The organism is Gulosibacter chungangensis, from assembly GCF_008831155.1.
Classification (GTDB): Bacteria; Actinomycetota; Actinomycetes; order Actinomycetales; family Microbacteriaceae; genus Gulosibacter; species Gulosibacter chungangensis.
In genome coordinates this window covers 1-23,815 of sequence record NZ_WBKB01000013.1, presented here as the reverse complement: position 1 = coordinate 23,815, position 23,815 = coordinate 1, and the positions used below count along the sequence as shown (strand labels likewise).

The 23,815-nt window shown below is 62.4% G+C and carries 20 protein-coding genes; 6 read left to right on the top strand and 14 right to left on the bottom strand.

Annotated elements, in window-relative coordinates:
* Positions 1-14 precede the first annotated feature (14 nt).
* A complete protein-coding gene (locus F8O05_RS14325) occupies positions 15-1,202 on the bottom strand; it encodes a thiolase family protein (protein WP_158053448.1) in 1,188 nt (395 codons plus the stop codon).
* Positions 1,203-1,399: 197 nt separating this feature from the next.
* Between F8O05_RS14325 and F8O05_RS14320 the strand changes: the two genes are divergently transcribed.
* The 3 genes from F8O05_RS14320 (at position 1,400) to F8O05_RS14310 (ending at position 3,539) form a co-directional block, all read left to right on the top strand.
* The gene (locus tag F8O05_RS14320) at positions 1,400-1,768 is read left to right on the top strand and encodes a hypothetical protein (protein ID WP_158053434.1); all 369 of its coding nucleotides are present in this window, start codon (positions 1,400-1,402) and stop codon (positions 1,766-1,768) included.
* Between the two features lie 203 nt (positions 1,769-1,971).
* Positions 1,972-2,331 carry a helix-turn-helix domain-containing protein gene (locus F8O05_RS14315; protein ID WP_158053433.1) on the top strand — a complete coding sequence of 120 codons (360 nt, stop codon included), beginning with the start codon at positions 1,972-1,974 and terminating at the stop codon, positions 2,329-2,331.
* A gap of 119 nt (positions 2,332-2,450) precedes the next feature.
* Complete coding sequence (locus tag F8O05_RS14310; protein WP_158053432.1) at positions 2,451-3,539, top strand: hypothetical protein; 1,089 nt, start codon at positions 2,451-2,453, stop codon at positions 3,537-3,539.
* On the opposite strand, the gene F8O05_RS14305 is transcribed toward F8O05_RS14310, so the two are convergent.
* The 8 genes from F8O05_RS14305 to F8O05_RS14270 are packed head-to-tail and all read right to left on the bottom strand — an operon-like array spanning position 3,493 to position 17,788.
* Positions 3,493-4,314, bottom strand: coding sequence for a hypothetical protein (locus F8O05_RS14305; RefSeq protein WP_225735938.1), 822 nt, complete (start codon positions 4,312-4,314; stop codon positions 3,493-3,495). The two genes, F8O05_RS14310 and F8O05_RS14305, sit on opposite strands and share 47 nt — an antisense overlap.
* Positions 4,315-4,354: 40 nt before the next feature.
* Positions 4,355-6,082 (bottom strand): UvrD-helicase domain-containing protein, encoded by a 1,728-nt coding sequence (locus F8O05_RS14300; RefSeq protein WP_158053431.1) that lies wholly within the window; start codon positions 6,080-6,082, stop codon positions 4,355-4,357.
* A gap of 5 nt (positions 6,083-6,087) precedes the next feature.
* Positions 6,088-7,944, bottom strand: coding sequence for an ATP-dependent nuclease (locus F8O05_RS14295; RefSeq protein ID WP_158053430.1), 1,857 nt, complete (start codon positions 7,942-7,944; stop codon positions 6,088-6,090).
* Complete coding sequence (locus F8O05_RS14290; protein ID WP_158053429.1) at positions 7,941-9,113, bottom strand: AAA family ATPase; 1,173 nt, start codon at positions 9,111-9,113, stop codon at positions 7,941-7,943. Before F8O05_RS14290 ends, F8O05_RS14295 begins: the two co-directional genes overlap by 4 nt.
* Positions 9,103-9,870 carry a DUF6414 family protein gene (locus F8O05_RS14285; protein WP_158053428.1) on the bottom strand — a complete coding sequence of 256 codons (768 nt, stop codon included), beginning with the start codon at positions 9,868-9,870 and terminating at the stop codon, positions 9,103-9,105. The genes F8O05_RS14290 and F8O05_RS14285 overlap by 11 nt, the downstream gene beginning before the upstream one ends.
* A complete protein-coding gene (locus F8O05_RS14280; RefSeq protein ID WP_158053427.1) occupies positions 9,867-12,863 on the bottom strand; it encodes a restriction endonuclease in 2,997 nt (998 codons plus the stop codon). Before F8O05_RS14280 ends, F8O05_RS14285 begins: the two co-directional genes overlap by 4 nt.
* Positions 12,864-12,865: 2 nt before the next feature.
* Positions 12,866-14,827: a site-specific DNA-methyltransferase gene (locus F8O05_RS14275; protein WP_158053426.1), complete on the bottom strand. Its 1,962-nt coding sequence runs from the start codon at positions 14,825-14,827 to the stop codon at positions 12,866-12,868.
* 60 nt (positions 14,828-14,887) lie between these two features.
* Positions 14,888-17,788 (bottom strand): SNF2-related protein, encoded by a 2,901-nt coding sequence (locus tag F8O05_RS14270; protein WP_158053425.1) that lies wholly within the window; start codon positions 17,786-17,788, stop codon positions 14,888-14,890.
* Positions 17,789-18,257: 469 nt separating this feature from the next.
* Here F8O05_RS14270 and F8O05_RS14265 point away from each other — a divergent pair, with 469 nt between their 5' ends.
* Positions 18,258-18,494, top strand: a complete 237-nt coding sequence (locus tag F8O05_RS14265) for a hypothetical protein (RefSeq protein WP_158053424.1) — start codon at positions 18,258-18,260, stop codon at positions 18,492-18,494.
* A gap of 55 nt (positions 18,495-18,549) precedes the next feature.
* Here the strand turns inward: F8O05_RS14265 and F8O05_RS14260 are convergent, their stop codons facing one another.
* The 4 genes from F8O05_RS14260 to F8O05_RS14245 form a co-directional block, all read right to left on the bottom strand.
* Positions 18,550-19,857, bottom strand: coding sequence for a hypothetical protein (locus tag F8O05_RS14260; RefSeq protein ID WP_158053423.1), 1,308 nt, complete (start codon positions 19,855-19,857; stop codon positions 18,550-18,552).
* Between the two features lie 144 nt (positions 19,858-20,001).
* Positions 20,002-20,814: a helix-turn-helix domain-containing protein gene (locus F8O05_RS15125; protein WP_225735937.1), complete on the bottom strand. Its 813-nt coding sequence runs from the start codon at positions 20,812-20,814 to the stop codon at positions 20,002-20,004.
* A gap of 4 nt (positions 20,815-20,818) precedes the next feature.
* Positions 20,819-21,400, bottom strand: a complete 582-nt coding sequence (locus F8O05_RS14250; RefSeq protein ID WP_225735936.1) for a hypothetical protein — start codon at positions 21,398-21,400, stop codon at positions 20,819-20,821.
* 37 nt (positions 21,401-21,437) lie between these two features.
* Positions 21,438-21,716, bottom strand: coding sequence for a hypothetical protein (locus tag F8O05_RS14245; RefSeq protein ID WP_158053421.1), 279 nt, complete (start codon positions 21,714-21,716; stop codon positions 21,438-21,440).
* 46 nt (positions 21,717-21,762) lie between these two features.
* Here F8O05_RS14245 and F8O05_RS14240 point away from each other — a divergent pair, with 46 nt between their 5' ends.
* Together F8O05_RS14240 and F8O05_RS14235 are read left to right on the top strand one after the other, a co-directional pair.
* Positions 21,763-22,068 carry a hypothetical protein gene (locus F8O05_RS14240; protein ID WP_158053420.1) on the top strand — a complete coding sequence of 102 codons (306 nt, stop codon included), beginning with the start codon at positions 21,763-21,765 and terminating at the stop codon, positions 22,066-22,068.
* A gap of 3 nt (positions 22,069-22,071) precedes the next feature.
* Positions 22,072-22,473 (top strand): hypothetical protein, encoded by a 402-nt coding sequence (locus F8O05_RS14235; protein ID WP_158053419.1) that lies wholly within the window; start codon positions 22,072-22,074, stop codon positions 22,471-22,473.
* Positions 22,474-22,483: 10 nt separating this feature from the next.
* Here the strand turns inward: F8O05_RS14235 and F8O05_RS14230 are convergent, their stop codons facing one another.
* On the bottom strand, positions 22,484-23,287 hold the full coding sequence (locus tag F8O05_RS14230) for an AbiTii domain-containing protein (protein ID WP_158053418.1): 804 nt from the start codon (positions 23,285-23,287) through the stop codon (positions 22,484-22,486).
* Positions 23,288-23,815: the final 528 nt, after the last annotated feature.

The following is a 23,815-nucleotide window of genomic DNA, read 5'->3' as shown; positions in this document are numbered from 1 at the left end:
CGATGCACCGTGCCCTAGAGACGTTCGATAATGGTGGCGTTCGCCATACCACCGCCCTCGCACATGGTTTGTAGCCCGTAGCGCCCGCCGGTCGCCTCGAGGTGGTTCACCATTGTGGTCAGCAGTCGCGTGCCGGAGGACCCGAGCGCATGTCCCAGTGCGATCGCACCACCACGTGGGTTGAGTTTTTCGAGGTCTGTGTCGAGCGCTTTGGCCCACATCAGCGGTACCGAGGCGAAGGCTTCGTTGACCTCGTAGGTGTCAATCTCATCGAGTGTCAGACCAGATCGCTGCAGCACCTTTTTGGTGGCGGGGATGGGTGCCGAGAGCATTTCGACGGGGTCGTCCGCCGCAATCGCGAAACTGTGGAACCGTGCACGCGCAGTCAGCCCGAGCTTCCTCGCGGCTTCCTCGCTCATGATCAGCGCCGCCGAAGCGCCGTCGGTGAACGGTGAGGAGCTTCCGGCAGTGATTTGCCAATCGATCTGTGGGAACCGCCGGCTGTATTGCTCGCTCCGGAAGGGTGATTCGAGCGTCGCAAGTCGCGCCATGGAAGTCTCGGGTCGCACCGTCTCATCGATTGTGTGCTGCACAGTTTCGCCGGATGCATCGGTCACCTCGATCGGGACGATCTCGCCGGCGAAATAGTCGGCAGCTGCCGCCGCGAGCTGATGCGAACGCACCGCGAACGCATCCAGCTCCTCCCGTGTGAGCTGCCACTTCGCGGCGAGCAATTCGGCAGATATCCCCTGGTGCACAAGTCCCTCGGGATAGCGTTCCGCGATGCGCGGCCCAAGCGGGTCGGCGCCCGCGAAGGCAGACCCCATGGGTACTCGACTCATTGATTCAACTCCCGCTGCAATCGCAATGTCGTAGGCACCGGCAATCACGCCCTGCGCGGCGAGGTGGGCCGCCTGTTGGCTCGATCCGCACTGCCGGTCAACGGTCGTCGCAGGCACCGACTCGGGGAATCCCGCTGCGAGCACCGCATTGCGCGCGATATTGCTGGCTTGCTCGCCAACCTGGCTCACGCATCCAGCGATTACGTCGTCAACGAGTGCCGGATCGAGCTCGTTCCGCTCGACCAGCGCATTCAGGACATGGGCGAGGAGATCCACGGGATGCGTGCCCGAGAGGGCCCCGCCGGGTTTGCCTCTTCCAGACGCAAGACGAACAACATCGACAATTACCGCACTGCTCATGGCTGCCTCTTCATCGAGTTTGCCGTGCCCGGTCGGCACCGGGACATCGGGTCCTTCGACCCTACAGAAATTGGTCGGGAATGCCTCGATCGTGGCCCGCGACCTGAGACAGGCTGCCGCTCGGCTTGACGCCGATCTCGCATCTTAGACTCGAGGCAATCACACCGAGCGATAGACCCAATAACGAGGAGATCCGATTGATCGCACGTGAAAAGATCCCCGAATCTGCTGCTGGTAAGAAAATTCGCAACGGCTCGGGCCTATTCCTCATCGCCATCTTCCTCGCCACCTTCGGCTCGACGATGTCAAGTTTCTCGAGGACTTCGCAGCCCTACGCTCCTGGAATCTCAGCCATCCTGCTTGCAGGCAGCATTCTTCTGGGCGTAGGCGCCATCCTCTTCATCATCGGATGCTTTTACCTGCTGGCTGGAATCGCCACTTACTTTGATCAGCGACTACTGATCGACGCCAAGTTGCTCGAAGCATCCGGAATTACGAACCCGGGAAGCGGCAGATCATTACCAATGAACGCCAAAGACCCCGGGCCAGATGCCGACACCGTCTAGTCCCACTCTCATTTCCTGGGAATCAATTCCCTTCAGGAAGGCAACAAAACCCCGACTTCCCATATAAATATTAGGGAGTCGGGGCTTAATTCGTCGCCCTTATCGACCTCTGTTCCAGTAAATATCCAACAGGGGTAGAGACCGAGAATCTGCGCCTGATCAGGGACTCTCACTCCACCTCTCGAACGACGGGTGCTGACACCTTGCCAGACGACGCTCAAACCTCTCACGCTGTCGCCGCTCCTCGCCGCAAGTGGAAGCGCCTGAACGACGAAGCCCGCGCCCAGGTGGTTGCGCGGTACTCGGCAGGTGACACGACGACAACCTTGGCGAAGGACTACGACGTCGCCAAGTCCACGATCATCGGCATCCTCCGCGCCAATAACGTCGTCGTCCGTCGCCAACCGATGACGTCAGACCAGGTCAGTCAAGCTGCCCGCCTCTACGAGTCCGGCCTCTACTTGTCACAAGTGGCCGAGGCGCTCAGTGTGAACCAGGAAACCATGCGTGTGGCGATCATGAAGGCAGGGGTCGAGATCCGCCCAGCGACGGGAGCGGAGTGAGCTTAGACGGCTCGCCGCTGAAGAACAGTGACGCACCCAACCCGATCACACCACCAACTGCGAAGAGCCGTGAACCTCCGACGCTGTCCGCGTTCGCCCGGCCCTGGCAGACTGGGAGCATGCATCTTCCGATCCGGGCGCAGGGCACCACACTGACCGATGAGCAGGCGAAGATCCTCGACGACGAGTTCTTCCTCTCCAACCCGCTCAGCCACTTCTCATCGCGAGTCTCAATGCTGCTCGAAACCGCTCGATCGAGCTACGAGGCGACCCCCGAGAACGAACCAGAGTTCTTCAACGCCCTTGGCCTCGACAGCGCAGATACGGCGCTCAAGTTCGATGCTCAGCACCGCAGCGTCCAGGTCGCGATCGACGCGTTGTCTCTTCGCCACCAGGCTGCCGAAGCCCTTACCCGTTTCATCTATGCACGAGTCGCCGCGACGCCGCGGAAGGGCGATGCGAAGTCCACCTGGTTGGCCGTCGCCGACAGCCCAACTCCCATGACCAAGGTCATCGAAGCCAACAAGGCAGCACTCGACGCAGATCCCCATCGATTCCTCCAGCTGCTTTTCCCGCCTGGCACTGTCGTTCAGCGTCCGGTCGTGGGGGCTGCAGAGACGGCAGTGGCATGGGCGAATCACGCCGTGTGGCTTCTGACGAATGACGAGCTTTCTATCAACGCGGCACATAACAAACTCAAGCACGGCCTGGCGACGTCAGCGCGTGGAGATGTTCGCATCGAGTTGATCACGACACCCCCGAACGAGGACAGCACGATCCCCGCCAGCGCCTTCGGAGAAGGCAAGTCGATACCGCTCTTTGACCGCCCGATGCTCACGTATCTCAGTCGACCACCCAAGGAGTTGCGGCAAGGCCTGGAAGCGGTCTCCCTTCGCGTTGACCTTCCTGTGGTGCTAGCCGAGACCTGGATGATGGCGAATGTGTACGCCGCGATGTTCCACATTGCTGCCCGCGAACACTATGGCGAGAACCTCCCGGAGGGCGTCGCCCCGTACCCCACGCTCGTCGTTGGACGGCTGCCAGAGCACGTCATCGGTGGCCGTCCCCTGGGGTATCGGTCGGCGGTGACGTTGCCACCCGATGGGACAACCGCGCCGCGCCCGTCCGGGGTCGCCTTCTTCAAGCAGTTCTGGCCGATGATCATTGACTTTGAAAGCAAGACCGAAGGCGTAGTCGTTGACGGGTAGCCGGGCGGCTCAGATCAGTTGAAATGGAACGTACGGTACGAGCTCTGCACGTTGAAGCGCGGCCTTCCTTCCGTCGCTGCAGGAACCCTGCGACGGTGTCAACGTCGTCCGGCCGCATGCCAAGTGCCCGACACTTGGCGCGCACCTGTTCGACGGTGATTGGCACCCAGCGATCCGGCCTGTTCATCATGTCTGCTTTGAGTTTATCTTCTTCATTCCACTTCAGACCCGATGAGTAGCCAGCCGCCATCGCCGCGATGTGCTCGAGAATCCCATCCACCCCGTTCGGCAACGGTTCCTGCCGATCTGCTGGCTCCTCGACAGGCTGAGGCTCTACGGTGCGCCCATGAAACAGTTGGACGGGGTTGGCGCCTTCGATCCACTCCGCCGTCTCGTCCTCATTCCACTCGATGACCGCAAGTGCGTCAGCGTCAACGCCCCACAGGCCATTCAGGTGCTTCCGGTTCGGCCAGGCGTGGAGCACACGGCGGCCCGCGAGCGACCCCGTCGAGAAGCCCCTCCATGAGAGATGAGTGACTCCCGATGTCGCCACCAGCCGCTTCAGGATGTCGCTGTGCACCTGCTTCTGCGGCGTCACGACAACGACAGGACCGCCAGGTTGATGCGCGAGCCACTGAATCGCACGCAGGTTCTGCGGCTCGCGAGAGGTCTCCCCCTCGCTGAGCCGCGAGATCGCGACGGGGAACTGATAGGCGTCGGAAGTCAACGGCAGCACCTCACTTCGGGTTGGGATACTCACGGTAGTGGTGGCCACCGACGTTCCTAGGGTGGAAAGCGCGGTGATTGTGCGGCCCTCAGTTCGACAACGACGAGCCCGCTGGCGTTACGAGATCCGGGGCACCTTGCGGCCGGATGATCGCGACTTGGTGTCGCGCGCGTGTGATGCCCACCCGCAGCAGACGTCGCGCTGCGGCGCGTTGCGCCTCCGTATCGGTGTCGCGGAAGAAGCTGCCCTGGTACTTCCCCTCGACAAGCAGAACGCCATCAAACTCCTTGCCCTTGGCCTTGTGGATGGTCATGAGCACGCAACCGCGTGGGTCGCGCTGGTCGGCCTGAAGCCTGCCTGCCTCGAGCGCACGGCGTACCAGGTCAATGGCGCGACCGTAGCTGCCGCGAAGATCCCAAGCTGAGGCAAGTCGGCTTCCGATCTCATCGGTTGCGCGGAAGAGTCGGACGAACTTGGCGTTCGCCAACAGATCCGACAGGTCGTTCCTGGCATCGAGCAGATCACGTGCCTGTAGCCAATCCCGGGCCGGATCACCTTGGAGCGTCAGGCCGTTGTCATACGAGGCGGCGAGAGCCTTGCTGCTCGCCAGCCGCTGCCCCTCACCTCTGCGTGCCCGGTCCGCAGCTGTCCGGTATCGCTCGCTGCTCTGCCGGGCGGTGTTGCTCGCGCTCGCAGCGTTCTTGGCATCGAAGTAGTCGGCGATGCGATCGAAGGTCTGGCCCAGTGCATCGTCCTTTGAGCGACTCGGCCACTCCAGAATCGAGGCCACCACCAACGCGGCCGCTGCAGTGAGGTCAGCGTCCCAGAGCACGTCGTGCTCGACCGGCCTGACCGTCTTGCCGTTGAAGCTGTGCTCTTGCCCCAGGATCGTCGACAGCTTGCCGACGAGTGAGTTCGTTCGCGCAAGCACGACGACGGAGGGATGGGCGATGCCCGCTTTGCGGAGCGAGCCGAGCATCCAGACGACGCCAGCGTGGACGGTGCCGTCGAAGGCGTTCGCCCAGTACGAGCGCGTGATCACGTCCTTGGTATCAGGCAGGGGACGGTTCGTTAGCACGGCGTTGGCGTACTGCAGGATGCCAGCGTCCGGGCTCCGGTGGTTCTCGCCGCTGAGATCGAACTCCGCGGGGCTGAGGTGGGCGCGCAGGTGATTGAGGCGCTCCGGATCTACGCGCGCGTCATAGTCGAAGATGCGCTGATCGGGGTCGGCCATGAAGACGGTCTTCGAGCGTACGGACAGCGCCTTGACCAGCGCCCACTGCGCATCGTCGGTGTCTTGAAACTCATCCAGGATGACCACGGGGTACTTGTTAGCGAGCAGGGACGCAATCGACGCGCTGCCAGCGACGAGTCGGGCAGCGGCTGCGGCGAACTGCCCGAATGCGTAGCGGCTTTCCTCGCGCGCCAGGCGTTCGGCTTCAGCGCCCCAGTCCCCTTCGAAAGCAGCCTTGGCGAGATTCTCGTCGCCGGGGTAGACGATCCGTGGAGCGCTTCCTGTGAGCAGGCGGCCGTGCGCTCGCAGGATGGCCATTGCGAACGCATGGTAGGTGCGTACGGCGATCTGGCGACGCTCGTCTGAACGCAGGATGTCGCGGCAGCGGATCTCGACCTGCCGGACGGCAGCCCGAGAGAAGCTGAGGAAGAGGATCTCCTGGCCAGGCTGCAGGGCAGGAAGTATCGCTTGGGCTTTCAGCAGCGACAGCGTCGTCTTGCCGGAGCCGGGGCCGCCGAGTACCAAGACGGGGCAGTCGTGATCCAGGGCTCCCTGGGCGGTCTCGGAGAGCTGCACCTCCACCGCGCCTACTCCTCGGGCTCTGCGGCGCCAGGCAGCGTCGACTCGCCGTCGTCGAGCACAAGCTCGGGGTCTTCGTGGAGCTGTTCGTTGATGGTGAGAAGCGCGTCGCGGATGAAGGCGGGCAGTTCGGCATCGGACTGGCACTGCTCGATGAGCGTGCCCGTGTACCCGAAGCCAAACGCATCACCCTTGCGGGCCTTCAATACTTTCGCCGCCAGCGCGGACAGGTCATCGTCAGCAACCTGCTCGGCCACGTAGGGATGGCTTGACGGATAGTCGTCGCGTTGCACGACTTCGTCGAGGAACCTCCGCAGCACTCGCGTCGGAATCTGTTTCACGAGGATCTGCTCGATGCCGGTCTCCGGCGATTCCCAGAACTCGTCGAACGACTTGATGTTCTCTGTCGCGTCCGCTGCATCGGGGGCGTTCAGTTTGTCGCGCATGCCGTAGACGCGCTTGCCGAGAGCTTTGAAGATCGGGGCATACCGCGGGACTTCGCGGTCATTGCCTGCGTTGAAGAGGGTGACTCCGGTGAGGTCGATATGCGAGTAGTCGTTGCGGAAGCGTTCGAGCGCCGAGGAGACGGCGTGCACGGCAACCATCTCCGTTTGGCCTTCGAGTACGAACACGGCGCGGCTCAGGATCGCCTCGGCGAACTGGCGGCGTTGCGTGCGGTAGGTCTTGGGCTTGACGCTCGCGGTATCGATTGGCGCGCCGGAGAAGGCGTTGCCGTCACGTGAGAGGATGACCACGTTTTCCGGGTCGAACTGCTCGATGACGTAGGGCGAGTGAGACGTAACGATCGACTGTCCCATCTGTTGCACCACGTACTTCGTCACGCGCCGCTGGGTGTGTGGAGGAAGTGCGATCTCCGGTTCCTCCATCACGAAGACGACCGACTGGTCTTCCTTGAGATCCGCGATGATCGTTAGCAGTGCGAAGACCAGCAGGTTGATCGAGCCAGTGCCCTGCTTGGCGAATGGCACCGAATGGTTGCTCGGTTGCGTCGCGACGAAAAGTCGGACAACCTCGCGCAGATGCTCACGCGTCAGATCTGAGGCGAAGAACGCGGCAGAGTCCTCACCTGGTGCCAGGTTGACGAACTTGCCGAGCCGCGTGCGGATGTTCTCTCGGATGACCTTGAGCTGTTCGATCTCTCCGATCGCCGGGTCAAGGTCTTGGAGCGCCCCAAGTGCGTCCCGCCACATCTCCGCCGCGCCCTCACCGCTGAGCCGAAGGATGGTGTCGAGCAGCGAACCACGCTGCAGGCTGAGCGCACGAGATCCCGTGCGCAGCGCTCGCAGAAAGATGAAGCCGCAGAGCCGCTTGTGCACGCGGCTGAACTGTGCACGGCCCGCTCCAAGTGATGCCCGCTCATCTTCGTCGAGCTCGTCGAGTTCGGGTAGCGGGTGGTCGAAGAACGTGTCCCCGATGAAGTCGTCCTCTTCACGGTCATAGCGCCCGATGAAGATGACGGGGAGCGCCCACACGATTCCATCGCCGTCGGCAGATTGGAGGCTGTCGGGTTCCTCATCGATGAACGAGAGCGCCTCGTCGTCCCAGCGTCGAACGTGCTGGAAGAACCGGCGCAGCTGCTCGTCCGAGAGGTCAGTGAGCACTGCGCGCACGCGAATCTCACGTAGGCCGCCCTCATCGCCGAAGTAGTCACCGTGGGAGAAGTCGTGCTCGTCGATGACCGGTCTGCGGTAGAGGCGCTCTGGCCCCAGGACCAGTTCCAGCGCCTCGCACACCGTGGACTTGCCGATGTTGTTCCCGCCGACCAGCAGGGTGTGCTGCTGGAAGACCACCCGGCCCTCTGTGATGCCACGGAAGTTCTCGATCTCGAGCTTTCTGACCCTCATGCCGCTGTCTCCTCGTCATCGGGGACGGTTGCGACGGTGGGTTCAGGCCTTTCGTCCAGCATCGCACGGACCAGCAGCAGCGAGATCACCTCATCGACCAGCTTTCCGAGCTTGCGGACGTTGCCAGTGCTGCTCGCGCGAACGTGGAGCAAAGACTTGATCTCGTCGCTGTTGAGCGCTGCTCGCTCATGGGGCGAGAGAGCCTCAAAGCGACCATCTACCAACCGATCGATGACCTGCTTGATCTCATCGAGAGACAGAGGCTCGAAGGGGATTAACGCATCGAAGCGCGAATAGAGGGCATCCCCGAGCGCTTGACGTATCTCGTCTTCCGAGCCGTAGTTTGAGGTGCAGATGATCAGCGCGGGGCCGAGCTTTACCCGGTAGTTCTTATCTTCGAAGACGCCTTCATCGAAGACTTCGTAGAAGGCACTATGGAAGACAGAGTTTGCCTTGTCGAACTCGTCTATCAGGATCACGCCCGAGGAACGGTCAAGCAGATCCCGTGCAAACGAGCTTTCGGAGTGCGTACCGCCGAAGACATAGGAGGCGAACTTGTCGCTGTGGAACATCGAAAACTGCTTGCGTAGCAGCTTCCCTCCCAGAAGCCCATTGATGAACTGGGCAGTCTCGGTCTTGCCCACGCCTGATGGGCCGTAGAACATCAGGACGACGGGCTTAGAGCGGCGATCCGTCGTCAGCGGGTAGAGGGCAGCCAGCATCCGTTCACGGACCTTCTTCTGGCCGACGAGATGATCCGCAAAACCGTCGCGGAACTTGATCAGAGTGTCACGCGTGACGACCGGGTACGTAAACGACTCAACCTTCGTCTTGAACACTCGGTCGAGCTGCGTATGGATGAGCTCGGGTGGGTTGTGCAGGAGCAGCTGCTTCGGATTGATCTCCCGCACGAGACCAACGAAATTTGTGATGGCGTGCTCATGGACGCTCGCGTAGTCACTGGACATCGCGATGAGGCGGTCTGGCCGTGGCGCTGGCGTCTCCTCCTCCGTGCTTTCTTGTCCGTCGACGGTATGCCGGATGCGGCGCCTGGCTTCGTCCCGCTCATTGAGCGCGTCGAGCAGGTATCGTCGCGCCCCCTTGCCAAGCTGCTTCTCGAACCATGAAAGAGGGCCGTAGTAGACGGTGACCTTCGTGTCACTCCCCATACTCAACTCCCGCAAGAATGACGTCGTACACATCGAGAAGCGTGCTTGACTCCGCTGAGGGGCCGTCGACCACGTCCAGCCCAGTCAACGGTGCAGGTTCGGCGCCGGGTGCCATCTCGGCCTGCATCGTCAGGCTGGACTCTGCGGCCTTGCCGACTCGGATACCGTGAAACACGAGTCGCATGCGCCCGAGATCAACCAGCCCATAGTTGTTGCGGAAGGCCTGGATATTGAAGCGCAAGATGCGCTTCGCGCCGTCCGTGCTCTGCCCGAGTAGCTCGTAGTAGCCCTTTGCTGACATCAGCGCGCTATCCAGTTCGGCAAGGTTGACGGGTAGCTCGTCGATCTTGAGCATCGCCAGGTACGGCGTGTACATCTTTATGTACGCCGCTGAGTCGCTACGAGCAGTGACTGTTAGGTCATCAAGGCGCTCGATACCCTTCAGGTCAGCAAGCTTGCTGAGGTAGTCGGTCAGGATGGTGTTCGAAAGCGTCTTGTTCAGGATGCTGCGTCCGACCGCGGACGCACTCGCGGCGGCACTGGCCTCAGCTGATCCTCCGAAGAAGGGGAGCCAGTTGAATTTTGCGGCGGCCTTCGCGCGTGCCTCAGCCTCAACTTCAGCGGCACGTTCCTTGGTCGACTCCTTCGAAGATGTCTCTTTACCGCCGGCCACGATGTCCAGCAAGTCCGATGCCGATTCCTCGTCGAAGTAGACGATCTTGATCAATGACACCTGTGTCGTGCTCTGCTTCGTCATACCCTCCACGCTCCTGGTACTGCTCGTGCGTAGTCCTCGATGCCGATGGCTTCGAAGTGGCGCTTGGCGGACTTGATCTTGGCGAGTTCGGTTGGGCGGAGCTTCGAGTCGTCGAGCGTGCTCTTCGTCTCTCGGATCATGTAGATCCGGTCTTCGCCGTCCTCCTGCTTGATGATCGCCCAGTCGGGGTTGTACGGGCCGACAGGGGTGTCGATCTTGAACTTGGCGGGGAGCTTCATGAACAGCTTGATGTCCTCGCGGGAGTCGAGCAGCTCCGCGAACTGGCGCTCCACGTCCGAGTCAAAGACGACGTAGTCGAAGTCGGTCTTCTGGGTGTGCTGCACCTTGTACATCTGGTCGAGGAAGCGCTCCTTCTCCTCCTCGCCGTCCTTCTGCAGCTCGCGCAGTTCGTAGACCGATCCCGCGATCCGCTCGTACTGGATGCCCTCAACCACGATCTTTGCCAGCTCGCTCTGGAGGGCGCGCTTCGTCATGGCAATAAAGTCGTTCGGGTTGCCGATGAACTCGCCCAGCCGCTCGCTGCCGATCAGGATGTCGACGATGGTCTTGCGAGTGAGGGAGGTTGCCTCCTGCAGCTCCGTGATGATGTCGGGCAGGTCGTAGCTGCCCTTGAGGTCGGCCGAGCGGGTGCCGAGTTCCTCGCCCTTGGCGCCGCCTCGCAGCACCTTGACTCCGGCGCGGGTGACCTGGATACGCAGCGCGTCGATCTTCGGCGCCTCACGGATCGCCCGGATGGCGTTCTCGATCAGCTGGTCACGGCCGACGCTGACGCGGTAGGTGGTCTTCTGGCTGATCGTCTCCCAGAACTCCTCGAACTCCGGCGTCGAGTAGAGCTGTTTATTGAGCACGCGTGGCTGACGCTTACTGACGGGCTTGACGTACTTGCCGATGTTCGCGCGTTCGACCAGCTCGATTATGATCGGCTCAGCCCAGACGAAGTCGACGGGCAGGCCGAGGTCGAAGCCGAGCTGGTTCGGCTGGAACTTCGATGTGACCGCGCCGTCCTTGTCGATGAAGCCCTTGTCCTTGAGGTGCTCCCACACCAGAACGGAGCGCTGGTAGCCGAACTGGTCGTCGGTGAGCGCACCGTTCTCGTCCTGCAGCGGGATCTTCGAGAACTCGGCCCGGCGCACCCGGCCGATCTCGACCCCGGCGTCCTTGTACTCACGCTGGAGCGCGTCCGCGAACTTCGTGTACGACTCGTTCGCCACGACCGTCAGCGTCGCGACGCCACGGTCAGCGACGCGGGTGTAGCCGTCAGCGGTCTTGGCGACGGGGAGGCGCAGTCCACGGCCGAGGGTCTGGCGGCGCTCAGTCTCAGCGCCCATCTCGCGCAGGGTGCAGATCTGGAAGACGTTCGGGTTGTCCCAGCCCTCTCGCAGGGCAGAGTGGCTGAAGATGAACCGGACAGGCTCGTTCTCGTCCAGCAATCGAGCCTTGTCCTGCATGATCAGTTCGTAGGCGTCGTCATCGGCTTTCGTCGTGCCGGACGAGTCCTGGAAGGTCGTCGTCTTGCCGCGTTTGATCTGGGAGAAGTACGCCCGGCGCAGTTCACTCGGCGCCTGCGGCAGCAGCTCCTGGTAGCGGGCGGACTTCGCGCGCTCCTCTACGAAGACCTCGTCGAACCACTGCACGAAGTCGCCGTTCGCGTCGTCGTTGTTCGTGCTGTCACCCAGGTAGCTGGCGACCTTATCGACGAAGAAGAGGCTGAGCACCTTGATGCCCTTGGCGCGCAGCATCGATTCCTTGCGGAGGTGCTCGCGAACGGTCTCGCGGATCATCTCCTTGTAGAGCGCGCCAGCCGAGGCGCCGATGCTCTCGCCCTCGTACAGGAAGCCGTGGGTGGTGAGGTCGACGTAGGCAGGCTCGATGCTCATCTCGTTGATGCGCCAGCCTTCGTAGATCGGGTTGTTCGTCAGGCGTGCATCCGACAGCTCCTGGTGCTGCTTCACGCTCACGATGCGCCGCTCGAGCGAGCCATCGGCTTTGCGGCAGGACAGCTCGAGTCGGGCGGACCACGACGGCTCACGCCGCACCTCAACCAGCTTGATATACGGTGTCGCGTCTGCGCACTGCTGGGCCACCTCAGCGACGACGATCTGCTTCACCAGACCGAGATCGTGGGCGTCGACCGGGTCGAGCCGGTAGACGACGTTGCGCTGCTTCTTGTGCGTCGCGCTGTAACGCAGAGTGAACACGGGGTCGAGTTCACCGACCGCCGACTGCGAGAGCTGCGACTCCATGTTCTGCGGCTCGTCCATGATGACGACCGGGTGGGTCGCCTTCAGATAGTCGATCGGGCGCAGACCGTTCAGCTTGTCACGCGTCTGGTGGATGATGCGGGTGTTCGCATTGCCACGGATCGAGTCAATCGTCATGATCAGGATCTGCACGTTCGTCGAGGTCGCGAACGACTGCACCTCCTCGGCGCTCTTACCGCTGTAGATCGAGGCATCGAAGGTGATGCCCTGCGGCTTGTAGAGGTTCTCGAAGTGCTCTCGCATGAGCCGGATGCTCGTGCTGACACCCTCGCGAATCGCGACGCTCGGCACGAGGATCACGAACTTCGTGAAGTTGTAGCGGACGGCCAGATCGAAGATCGTGCGCAGATAGACGTAGGTCTTACCGGTACCGGTCTCCATCTCGATGTCGAAGTCGAGCGCGTCGCCCGCTAGTGCCGACGCAACTTCAAGGCCGTTGCGATCCTGCACGCGCTGCAGGTTTGCGAGGATCAGGTCGCGGTCGAGCACGAGGCTGTTGCCGACCGCGCCGACTTCCTGCGTGAGGTCGATGTCGAGCGCCGCTTGATCTGAGTTGGGTAATGCCGCCGCACCACGCAGTGTCGTGACCAGCTTCTCCGCATCCTTCGGCTGCCCGTCGAACAGGTCAACCACGGACGCGATTGCATCCAGCTGATACGGCTGACTGGCGTCGAACTGAAATCCTGATCCGCTCGCTGTGCTGTTCTTCATACTCAGGCCGTCCAGAGCTCAATGCCCTTGCTCTTGCAGAGCTGGGCCAGGTTGGTCTTGAGTTCGTCGTCGCCCTGGAATACGTCCTCGAGCACGATGATCCGTGTCGGAGACTCGTCAACGAGTGCACGGAGCTGCTCGAGCGTCGGCTTGACGTGCTCGTTCAGGTACGCCAACACGGCGATGTCACCGTCGCGATCCCGCACGAGACGGACATCGAGGCCACCAACCTCGGCAGGCGAGACAGCCTCGGTCAGCGAGTAACCCTGCTTGAGCAGAATCTCCGTGAGCAGGTCATCAGCACTCGCGTCATCGGTCGCACTGTCACGAAGACTCAGCAGGTGCTGCTGCAGCGCATCCTCCTCGACATCGCTCGACAGCCGCCACTTGGCGAAGTTCGTATCGGAGAGCTTGTAGGAACGGAAGCCAATGTCAAGCATGGCATCTTCGCTTACCTGAAGCTGATTCTTTCGAGTACCGGCGAGAGACTCACCGGCCTTGTCGATCCGCAGTCGCGCGAGATCCGCAATCGTGCTGCTTTCCTCGTCACCCACGGGCTCCGGCAGCTGAACCTGAATATGGCGGCGCCGACCCTGGTCTCGCAAGTTGGCAGACATCACCGCGTGGGCGGTCGTCGCCGAGCCAGAGAAGAAATCAAGAATCAACGCGTCTTCATCCGGGCGCGTGAACACGGTGACGAGATACTCGATTAGGCCAAGTGGCTTCGGGTAGGAGAAGGTCAATCCCCACGACGCAAGGAGTGAGCTGTTCTGCTTGGTCGTGCCCAGGTTTCGAAGGACAGACAGCACATGGCCCTGGTCTTCCGCACGACGCTTAATCATGTAGATCGCACCCGTGTCCCGCAGCTCGAACCACGTTTCACGGCCATCCGCGTCGTCAATAGGTGAGCATCCGTTGCGGATGAAAAGGTCAAGCAAGTTTCGAGAACTCCAGCCACTCCGCACGCGCGCGGGAGCCGCAACTTTTCCCTCCTCGACGAGGATCTCGTCCAACACGTGTGGGAACGAGTCCTCGCGAGGCCCAACTCGACCAGAGGTGAAGTTTGCGGGGAAGCCCACAGGCAGTTCAACTTCGGAAGGCGGGTTCGCCGGACCGTTCTTCGTGATGGAGTTCTCAATCAGCTCGCGGTAGAGCTTGCTGTCTTCGCCAATGTTCGGGTCGATCACTGTCGGACGTGCAAATTTTGCTGCGTTCCGCGCATAGGCGAAAACGTATTCGTGGACGCCCTTGATTTTGCTCTGTTGGTCGACGTTGCCATCATTGAGCCACACGAACTGAGCAACGAGGTTGTTCTCTCCAAACACCTCATCACAGAGCCGACGCAACTGCGCCTGTTCGACGTCATTGATCGAAATCAGGATCACGCCATCGTCCTTGAGCAGGTTACGGGCGAGCTTGAGGCGCGGATACATCATGTTCAGCCACGCCGAGTGGTAGTGAGGGTTGTCGGAGGTGTTGCGCGCGCTGGTGCTCTTGACCCTTCCGTCCTCACCGACCTGCCCGGTGTACTCCAGGTAGGTCTGGAGCCCCTCGCGATAATTGTCCGGGTATACGAAGTCCTTGCCGGTGTTGTACGGAGGGTCGATGTAGATCAGCTTGATCTTCGCGTGGTAGTACTTCTGCAGGATCTTGAGCACTTCGAGGTTGTCGCCCTCGATGAAGACGTTCTTGGTCGTGTCCCAGTCCTTCGAGTTCTCGAAGTCAGGCTTCAGCGTCGCCGTGGTCGGCTCTTGCGCCGCACGGAGGGCGCGCTTCTTGCCGGGCCAGAAGAGTCCGAACCGTTCGTTGCCGTCGGCTGCGTCGCCGTCGAGCAGTTCTTTGAGCTTCTCGATATCCATCTTGCCGTCGGCGATGGCCTCGGGAATCAGATCGGCAAGCTGCGCTGCCAGCTCGGTCTGGAAGTTCGGAGTAGTGGATGGTGTTTCGTAGATCTCGTCAGTCATTCGGGTGATTCTCTTTCATGATTTTAACAATTTGCGTCGGGTTTGTGAATGACCCGTGGTCTATGTGGCGATCCGCCAGCGAATCGTGAACAGGTGCTCGGTCTCCTGGGTTCCCTGGAGTGACTGCTCAATCAGCTCGAGGTACTTGTCGGCCTCGGCGCGGAGCTTCTTGCGTGTGTCCCGGAAGTCCTCGTCGGCCTCCTCGGCGCGCTGCTCCCACTTCCGGGCTTCCTTCTTGAGTCGTAGCTGCTCCATCGGGTCATCGGCCTGCCGGGCAAGCTTGCGTGCTTCCTTCTCCTTCGCCCGGTAGTCGCGGATGGCACCCTCGTGCTCGGCCTTGCGATCCTGCTGGTTGCGGTAGAGCAGTTCCTCCTGCTGGTCGTAGTAGCGGGAGTTGCGCCCCTGGACTTCCTTCTCCAGCTCCACCCGTCGCGTATCAAGGTGCGGCGTGAAGCGTGACTCGTCGATCGCCACGGGCTGCCCTCCGACCGAGATGCAGGCCAGGTCGAGGATGTCCGCAACGTACTCCTCGTCGAGCCACTGGCCGTCATCAGTCAGGGCACCGGCCAACATGTAGGACTCGGAGACGTCCTCATCACGCGCCTTCATGCGGAAGGTCGCGAGGTTCACGGTCAGCTCGCCGCTGGTGCCCTCCAGTGCCCGGATCGCGCTGCTGACGCGATCTGACTGACCAAGCGAGAAGGTCAGCTCCCGCGCTGGGGTCTCATGTCCCTTCGACGTGTCGACGACGTACTGGGCGAGCGGGCTCGCGTAGCGGTACTGGTGGGCGTTGTCGAGTGGCTGCGACTTGAAGAAGTAGCGCCCGGTCGACGCCTCCCTGACCGGCGCCTCCGTCAGCACGAACGTCCGGCCGTCGCCCTCGAAGGTGGCGAATCGATCCAGCTCATGCCGGGTCACCGCGAGCAGCAGGCGCTCGAACTTGTTGAGCACCTCGCCGGACTGCGTGTCATACGCCTTAAGGCGATCCTGGACATGCGGGTCGAGGTTGTCGAAGACCTTCGCCTTGGCGCTGGCCATCTCCCGCGAAATCTCGCTCGCATACTGCCCCTCGAGTTCCCGGAACGCGGCATCCAGCTCGTCGGCGGTTCGGCAGCGTGTGAGGATGTCACTGATCGTCTTCTCGAAGTCCAGCCCGTCCTCGATCGCACCAAGCACCTCGTCGCTCGCGCCGAACACGCTGGAGAACAGCTGGAACTTGTTCGTCAGCAGTTCCAGGATGCGCTGTTCGGCGATGTTGCCCTTGTTCGAGAAGTTCACGACGACGACGTTGTGCTTCTGCCCGAAGCGGTGCACCCGGCCGATGCGCTGCTCGACTCGCTGCGGGTTCCAGGGCAGGTCGTAGTTGACGAGCATCGAGCAGAACTGCAGGTTGATTCCCTCGGCAGCCGCCTCGGTCGCGATCATGATCGTGCCCTCGGTGCGGAAGTAATCCACCAGCGCCTTGCGCCGATCGACGGCGGCAATGCCGGTAATCAGGTCGCCGTCCTGGTTGGCCTTGAGCCATGCCTGGTAGATCGCGGTCTGCTCCGGCCCGTTGTTCGAGCCGTTGAACAAGACGAGTCCCTCGCCACGACCGGCTTCACGCAGCGATCGAGCGATGTACTCCTGCGTCTTGGTCGAGTCCGTGAAGATAATGGCCTTCTCAGGAGCGCCCAGCTCACGCAGCCGCTCGAAGCCCAGGTCGAGCGCCTCACCGAGTTTGACAGCCTTCTGGTTCTCCGTGATCGAACGGGCAAGCGCCGCGTACTCGCGCAGCTCGGTAACCTCGGCACGCATCGCCTCCAGTAGCGACTCGTCAAGGGGCAACGACGACGGGCGGGAACCGTTGGCAGTTCCGTCGATTTCCTCGGCCTCCTCCAGCTCCTCGCTGGTGATCTCATCATCGACGGCGAAGTCGGCTGCCACGAGGCCACCACGACCATCGCGGCGCTGCCCGGCAGCAACTTCGTCCGCCAGGCGGCTCGCGATGTTCTCCAGCGTGCTCGCGACCGCATAGGTCGATGATCCGAGGCGCTTCCGGATGATCAGGGCAGAGAGGTGACGCTGACTGCCCGCGAAGGCGAACAGCTCGTCGCGCTGCAGGTAGTCGTTCACCAAGTCGTAGAGCCGCGCCTCGTCTGGCGACGGGGTGAACTCGACCGTCAGCGGCAGGCGCTTGGTGAAGTGGATGTATTTGTCCGCGTCGCGCCGCAGTGTGCGCTTCGAGACCGACGCGACACGCTCCACCAGGTCGTCGTCACCGCCGAGGTCGCGATTCTTGACATACCGCTCACGGAACGCATCGAGCGAGTAAAAGTAGTCCGGGTCGAAGATCGACACCAGCCCATACAGCTCCTCGAGCTTGTTCTGTAGGGGCGTCGCCGTCAGCAACACCGTCTTGTGCGCGCCTGACACGATGTGCGCCACCGCCTCAGCAGCCTTGGTCTTGCCCGTCCAGAAGTTCCGTAGCCGGTGCGCCTCGTCCGCGACCACGAGATCCCAGGCCTTGAGTAGTGAGGTCTCGTGCCGGAGCGCGAACTCATAGGAGCAGATCAGCACCTGTGCCGAGCGTCCGCCCGTCGCAGCAAGCAGCGCCTCCTTCGACTTCGGGTCGAGGATGGCGGACGGAATCAGGAACTTCTCGTACAGCTCCTGCTGCCACTGCTGCCGCAGACTCGACGGGGCAACGATCAGGATGCTGCGGCGGCGTTCTGCCCAGTACTGCGAGATGACGATGCCCGCCTCGATCGTCTTACCGAGGCCGACCTCGTCGGCGAGGATCACTCCCGGCAGGAACGGTGTTTGCAGCGCGAAGAGCGCCGCGTCGATCTGGTGCGGCTTCGGCTCAACCTGTGCGTCGAACAGCAGGCCGGCGAGCTTGCCGACGTGATCGTTGGCGTAGCTGCGCTGCAACTCGTGCGCGTAGTACTTCGCCTGGTAGTCCGTGAGTGGGGAGGTCATCGGCACCTCCTCCGAGCAGAGCAACGCAAGCGCAAGAAAGCCGCGGCGGCCTGGCGGCCGTCGCGGCGGGGTGATCGTGCCGCTCTTCGTCTCATCGGGTGCTGGCGCTCCTTTGCGCCGACGGCGCGATTAAGTTCTGTTCATGGCTGCCTCTAGGGTACCGGCGACCTCGGACACCGCCCAGGCGACGCGCTTGCGAGACAGCGCGAGGGTGGTCGCAGGCGGGAGCCGGACGGCTCGACCGGGACGCTGCGATCTACCTTCTATTCTCTCATAATCCGCAATTTGCGGGAATAGGAATATCGCTATCTGTCCAAGAATAGCCTGGTGAGAAGCCATTTCGGCATTGTCTCAGTAATCGATTCGTGTTATATCCCAGAGCAGTAATGCGTCTGGCTTTCCATCACACCATCTCAGACTCTTCCTACACCCTCGTCGTTCGAGAGGGTGATTCTGGAGCCGTCGCGTAGTGCGTCTGGTCCCGGATCTCTCACCCGTCGGTTGGTTCCTGCTCGCCGCAGCCCTCAAGACCTACAAAGAGCGCCACGGCGGCTACCCGATCAGCACCGGCACCTGTGCGGGCGTCTACCTCGCAGAAGGCGACCGCGAATGGTTCGACGGCTCCGCCCTCATCGCCGACTGTCACTGGAGCCGCAACGTCTACATCGTCAGCAACCAGACCCTCGCAGAGCCCGCCAAGAAGTAGGCCGCACCCGCGACGGAGCCTGTGCCCGAGGGGATGTCCGGTGGATCAGGTCAACTCACGCTTCGATCGCTTCTGCCGGAAACACCACGACAGAGCCGTCACGGCCCCGCTCGATCTCAATCACCACGTCAGCGTGGCTTCCAACGGCGTCAAGCCCACTGCTGAGGCCCTTTAGCCGGTAGGCGGCGGTAAGCAGCTTGTCGACGTCAGACGGCGCGTAGTGCACCTTCTTCAGCAGACCGCTCGGACGCTTGAGCTCAAGCGAGGACAGACGCAACAGCACACCGTTGATGCTCGATTCGAGGTCGTTCAGTCGCTGTTCGTCACTGCGCAGGTCGCTCAGGAACGACTTGAAGGGGTTGCCGGTGCCGTCGAGTTGCGCATGCTCGACGGCCTGCAGCACCAAGACACGACGCTTCAGAGCGACAGCCAACCTTGCGGTCTCGAGGTGCGCGCTGAAGGCACCGTTCTCATCCGTGATGCCAGGGAACGCCTCCGTCAGAGCAGTCAGCTCCACGGGCCCCTCGGGGAGTTCGTCGAGCGCGTCCTGCCACTTCTTGAGCCTGGTGCGGACAGCGGCGATCGCGGTGCTGATCTCGTGTGACGCGGAGTCCAGTCCCAGCGACTGCCCGATCTTGCCCTGATCGAGCAGCACCGAGGTGGCCTTGTCGATAGCGTCCCTGCAGCCGTCGAGGCGGTTGCGTTCCTGCTCTAGCTTGTCGTCGTGCAGTTGCTCGAGCAGGTCAGTGATCCGCTCGATAGCTTTCTGCCGCTGGTGGTCGGCGTAGGCGCTCGCACCGACCGCGACAGCCATTAGGACGAGCGGCGCTGCGACCGTCAACGCCCCGGCTCCAGCGAGGCCGACTCCCGCAGTTGCCGCAGCGCCGGTGGTCGCGCCCGCACCAGATATAGGGACAAATGTCGCCTTGGAGACAATCCCTGTCGAGTCGCGGAGCGCACTGTAGACACCGCCCAATACAGCCTTGGACGCCATCGGCTTCACGAGACCCTTGCTTACCTGGGAGGCGACCTTCGCGGGCACCACCATGCGGTAGAGCACTTCACCGGTAGCCGCCATATCGACCTTGGTCGGTGCAGATCGCGCGGTCTGAGTCACGAGCTGCGAGAGCTGCTGGGCAAGGGGGCTGCTCGCATGCAGTGCAATGCCTCCAGCCGGGTCACGGCGCCGCTCGATCGGGTGCATCTCCAACGTCGCAATGGGCGCCTGCGCGAACGTCGCGAGCGCAGTACGCAAGTCGGCAAGCCGTTCGGGAGTCATGTCCGCATCACCCACGAGATCGGGCACCGCCACAGCCTCAGTGGCCAGCGTCCACACCGGCACGAGCGCGTTCTCGTCTGCCATGTTGTCTCCCCGCCGCCGTGAGTCCCACGCCCTGGCGACGCGCATCTCAGTACGGCCTATTCTAGGCGGTGGTGCTGCCGCGCCTTCAGTGATCAGCCAGTCGCAGACATGACAGACAAGACCTGGTCGCGGACACGAGGCCCCTCAGCCCGAGTAGCCGCGGTGCGTGTTCTCCTTGATGAACGCCATCAGCGATTCACGCGAGATGTACTTCCGTGACCCGATTCTGGTGTGCTCGATGTCTCCACGGTTGGTCAGTTCGTAGACGGCGGAGTACGGAATCCCGAGTGCTTTGCCTGCGTTCTTGAGCGACAGCAACATCGGTCCCGACTCGGAGAGCAGGTTCGGTTGGATGACTGTCTTCTGCTCGGCTTCGACGACCTCCACCTCCGATGCAACATCCTTCCATGACCCAAAGTAGCCGTATGGTCGGGAGAATTCCTCCTGCACCTTCTTCGCGGCGTCTTCCTCGTCCGTTGCCCGCACCCATCGCTCAGCGACCTGGACGCGCGTGACGACCACTTTGTATCTCATGTACGTCTCCTGCTTCTGCACCTGCCAGGTGCGGGGCTTCTTGGACGGTGTCCCCGTCGCTCCGGTTTTCTTCTTCTGGACACGGCGCATCGCCCGGACGGTCGCACCGACATGCTCATCGTCGACCATGACGGTGATCGGCGGTCTTGTATTCAGCGTCGGCGTCACGGGACTTTCGTCTTCCTCGGTTGCCTCCGGCCAGACGCGGCCGCGCTCCGTCAGCTCTGCTCGCCACGATGCGCTGTGTCCGCTGATACGCACGAGCCCTCGGCTCGCCAGTGCCCGTGCGGTGATCCGGTGCGTGTAGGAGCCGTCGGGATAGATCCCGCCCGGACAGCCCGCCTGAATCCATTCCAGCACCGACATCTGGGCCGCATTGAGCCGGATCGTGCTGCGCGCTGGTCGCCGGCTATCTGCCGTCACGTCATCACCACTCAGGCAGCATCGTCCGCCAGGCATGTCCCTTGGGCAGCCCGACCCGTGTCTCCTGGGCGAACTCGCGGTACTTCCCCGGCAGCAGCACCGGTGCCTCTGCCTCGTCGACCAGCAGCAGATCCCACCGATCCTCGTAGCGCACGAACGTCGGCAGCGAGACGCGTGAGCGCTCAACGGGCGCGTTGCGTTTGCCTGGCTCGATGCCGGGTTCGGTGAGCCAGTTCATGTGCTCGATCCACGCTGCAGCTGCAACGTGCGAACGGGGCACGACGAAGTTCCGCGGTGCCCGCGTGAGGTCGTGTGGCACGGCCACCATGACGAAGTACTCACGCTCGTGCTGGCTCGGACTCTGCGACTTCGGGCCCAGCGGCCAGCTGATCGAATCCCATCTCCCGCCTCGCGCCGTCTTCACCTGGATCTCCACCAGGCGCCGGTTCTCCGGCTCCGTCAGCACTGCGAGGATGTCCGTCCGCTCCAGACCATCGCGTGTCAACGCTGGCGCCCAGCCACGTCGCGCCAACTCCGCCGCAACGTGATGCTCCCCGATGGTCTTTGTCTGCTTCGTATCCACCACGATTCGAGCCTACCGAGCGGCACAGACAGCGCCGACGTCAGTCGGGGAACGGCGGCTCGTCACCCCACATGGCAGACGCCACGCGGTTCACCGAGGCGCTTCCGACCCGGTTGGCAGAGACACTTGGGCTCGAGATCCGCGTCGAGTGCGTAGAGCGGTAGACCACCCGGTCACCCACGATGGTTCCGGCGTAGCTACCGGACGGGTCAAAGACGTACTCGCCGCGGATGCGTCCAACGTACGTTCCCGAGCGCGCAAACAGCCGGTCACCGTCCCGCCTCAGCGGACGGCCATTCTTGGTATAGAGATCTGCCATGCCGAGATTGTCCCTCACACCTCCGACATCCTGACGAGGAGCCCCCGTGCCGCTGACCGATGAGCAGAAGGTGGTCCGAGCTGCCAAGCGACAGATGACGAACGCACTCCAGGAAGAGGCGCGGGCTCATCGGGACGAAGCCCGCCGCAGGGAGTGGGTGGAGAAAGGGATGTATCTCACGCGGGAAGAAGCCGCAGCGGGCAAGCCCTGTCACGGCTGCAGCCTGCCCGTGATCGACAACCTCGGGAGCTGGCCCGGCACCATGCACCTCTCACCAGAAGAGCGCATGGGGTACGACGCGGCCGAGGCGCGGTTCAAGGAGATGCATCCCGACTGCGGCTCGCACCGTTGAAGTATGTCCGGCTCCCGGGCAACCCACTGCGGCTACTGCTGTCCGCCGATCCCGTTCTCCGACGCCCAGATCGAAGCCGTCGCGCGGATCTTCAGGAACTCGAAGATCCGCGAGGAAGACCTCGACGTCTGGGAGCGCACGCTCACCTGCGGGCACATCGTGCAGCAGACCGTGCATCACAGCAACTCAGGACCGAGCTTCTCAACCCAGCACTGCGCTGACTGCGATATGACGCGCGGCGGCGTCTCCTCGGAGAAGATCGTCACCGTAGTGACCCGTAAGCGCGAAGCCCAGAAGGAACGCGACCAACAACTCGCCCGCGCAGAGCGCCAACTCGCCAAGGCCAAGAAGGCAGCAAAGGAGGCCAGACGAAAGCGTGATGAACTTCGGGCAGGCAAGCCCTGACCCTAAGGCTCTACGCACCGCCTTGGAACTGCCACCAGGCGATGACCGTCGCCGCGATGGTTGCCACTCCCACGACGATCGCGCCAATCCGCTTGCCCAACGTCCAGAACGGCCCATCAGGACTCTGGTCGGCCTCCACCGACGCAGATGCACTCTCGCCATCAGCATGAGCAACGTTCACTCGGTTGCCCTTGCCGTGGATCACGATGTTGACGGCGTTCGCAGCCTGGGAAGCCGTCGGCGCATCAGCATTCGCCGGCGTTACCGCACGCAGCTCTCCGAGCAGCTCCGCTAGTCGAGTGCGCACCTGGTCGACGAGCCCTTCAAGCGCGGATGCGCTCACGCTCCAGTAGATCGCGTTGATGCGCTGGTAGGGGTTGCCCGACGCCTTATCCATCCACTGCGCGAGCACGCGCTCACCTGGCAACGAAATGCGCACGGTCTTACCTTCGCCACTGCCATCGATCATGGCTTGGATCTCGCCAATGCCCTGGAAGAACGGCACCTCGTTCTTGATGTGCTCGCGTGCCTGCTCCGGAAGTTCATGCGGTGCAATCGTCTGGTGTGCGACCCCTCCCGCGCCCACGATGGCATCGAGCTGGATGATCGCCGGGATCTTGCGGTAGTCGGGCAGGTCATCAACCAGCACGTCGGCATAGCCGCGTAGCTCCTGAGACGCCCAATCCCGCAGCTCGCTCGACCCGGCACGGCCGCCCAGGACGATGAGCTTCCGAAGGACATCCGCGACCTGCATGCCATCGAGCAGGTCACGCTCGATCTCTGTGAGTAGGGAGGGAACAGGTGTATCCGACATGACTCAAGCTTGGCAGGCGCCACCGACGTTACCCGGAGCAGGAAGTGCGCGTCTCGATGCAGAGCGGTCCCCCTCCTGCGAGCCGGGAAGTAGGTGGCGACGAAGCCGATGGCATCCGCCGAGGGAGAACGCACTGCCCTCAAGCTCGAACGGATGCCGCCAAAGGCACGACGGCAACGCTCCGTTCAACCCACGGGAGGCAACGTATCCATGAGTTTCCGTGTACGCGCGCCGGGGAATCTCCACGGAGGACACCGCACTCGGCACTACCCAGATAAGGGTGTGGGTTATAGGCCAGAAAGTGTGTACAAAACCCTCTTTGTTCCGCACCAGCGCGCCCTAAAACAGGGATTGGCTTACTCCGGCACCTTTAGCTGTGCCAAAGTCTCACAACAGCGCCATGTGATGTCCCGTGTTTGATAGAGGGTAGGAACCAAATCAAAGGGAGATTCCTACTCATGCCAGCGAAGTACTCGAAAGAGTTGAAATCCAGAGCCGTAGAGCTCGTGCTCCATGCCCAATCCGATC

What these genes read in the sequence shown, in the direction of transcription:
- F8O05_RS14325 (WP_158053448.1), bottom strand. Translation starts at nt 1,202, where the DNA reads ATGAGCAGTGCGGTAATTGTCGATGTTGTTCGTCTTGCGTCTGGAAGA.
- F8O05_RS14310 (WP_158053432.1), top strand. Translation starts at nt 2,451, where the DNA reads ATGCATCTTCCGATCCGGGCGCAGGGCACCACACTGACCGATGAGCAG.
- F8O05_RS14295 (WP_158053430.1), bottom strand. Translation starts at nt 7,944, where the DNA reads ATGAGGGTCAGAAAGCTCGAGATCGAGAACTTCCGTGGCATCACAGAG.
- F8O05_RS14290 (WP_158053429.1), bottom strand. Translation starts at nt 9,113, where the DNA reads ATGGGGAGTGACACGAAGGTCACCGTCTACTACGGCCCTCTTTCATGG.
- F8O05_RS14285 (WP_158053428.1), bottom strand. Translation starts at nt 9,870, where the DNA reads ATGACGAAGCAGAGCACGACACAGGTGTCATTGATCAAGATCGTCTAC.
- F8O05_RS14280 (WP_158053427.1), bottom strand. Translation starts at nt 12,863, where the DNA reads ATGAAGAACAGCACAGCGAGCGGATCAGGATTTCAGTTCGACGCCAGT.
- F8O05_RS14275 (WP_158053426.1), bottom strand. Translation starts at nt 14,827, where the DNA reads ATGACTGACGAGATCTACGAAACACCATCCACTACTCCGAACTTCCAG.
- F8O05_RS14270 (WP_158053425.1), bottom strand. Translation starts at nt 17,788, where the DNA reads ATGACCTCCCCACTCACGGACTACCAGGCGAAGTACTACGCGCACGAG.
- F8O05_RS14260 (WP_158053423.1), bottom strand. Translation starts at nt 19,857, where the DNA reads ATGGCAGACGAGAACGCGCTCGTGCCGGTGTGGACGCTGGCCACTGAG.
- F8O05_RS14245 (WP_158053421.1), bottom strand. Translation starts at nt 21,716, where the DNA reads ATGGCAGATCTCTATACCAAGAATGGCCGTCCGCTGAGGCGGGACGGT.
- F8O05_RS14235 (WP_158053419.1), top strand. Translation starts at nt 22,072, where the DNA reads ATGTCCGGCTCCCGGGCAACCCACTGCGGCTACTGCTGTCCGCCGATC.
- F8O05_RS14230 (WP_158053418.1), bottom strand. Translation starts at nt 23,287, where the DNA reads ATGTCGGATACACCTGTTCCCTCCCTACTCACAGAGATCGAGCGTGAC.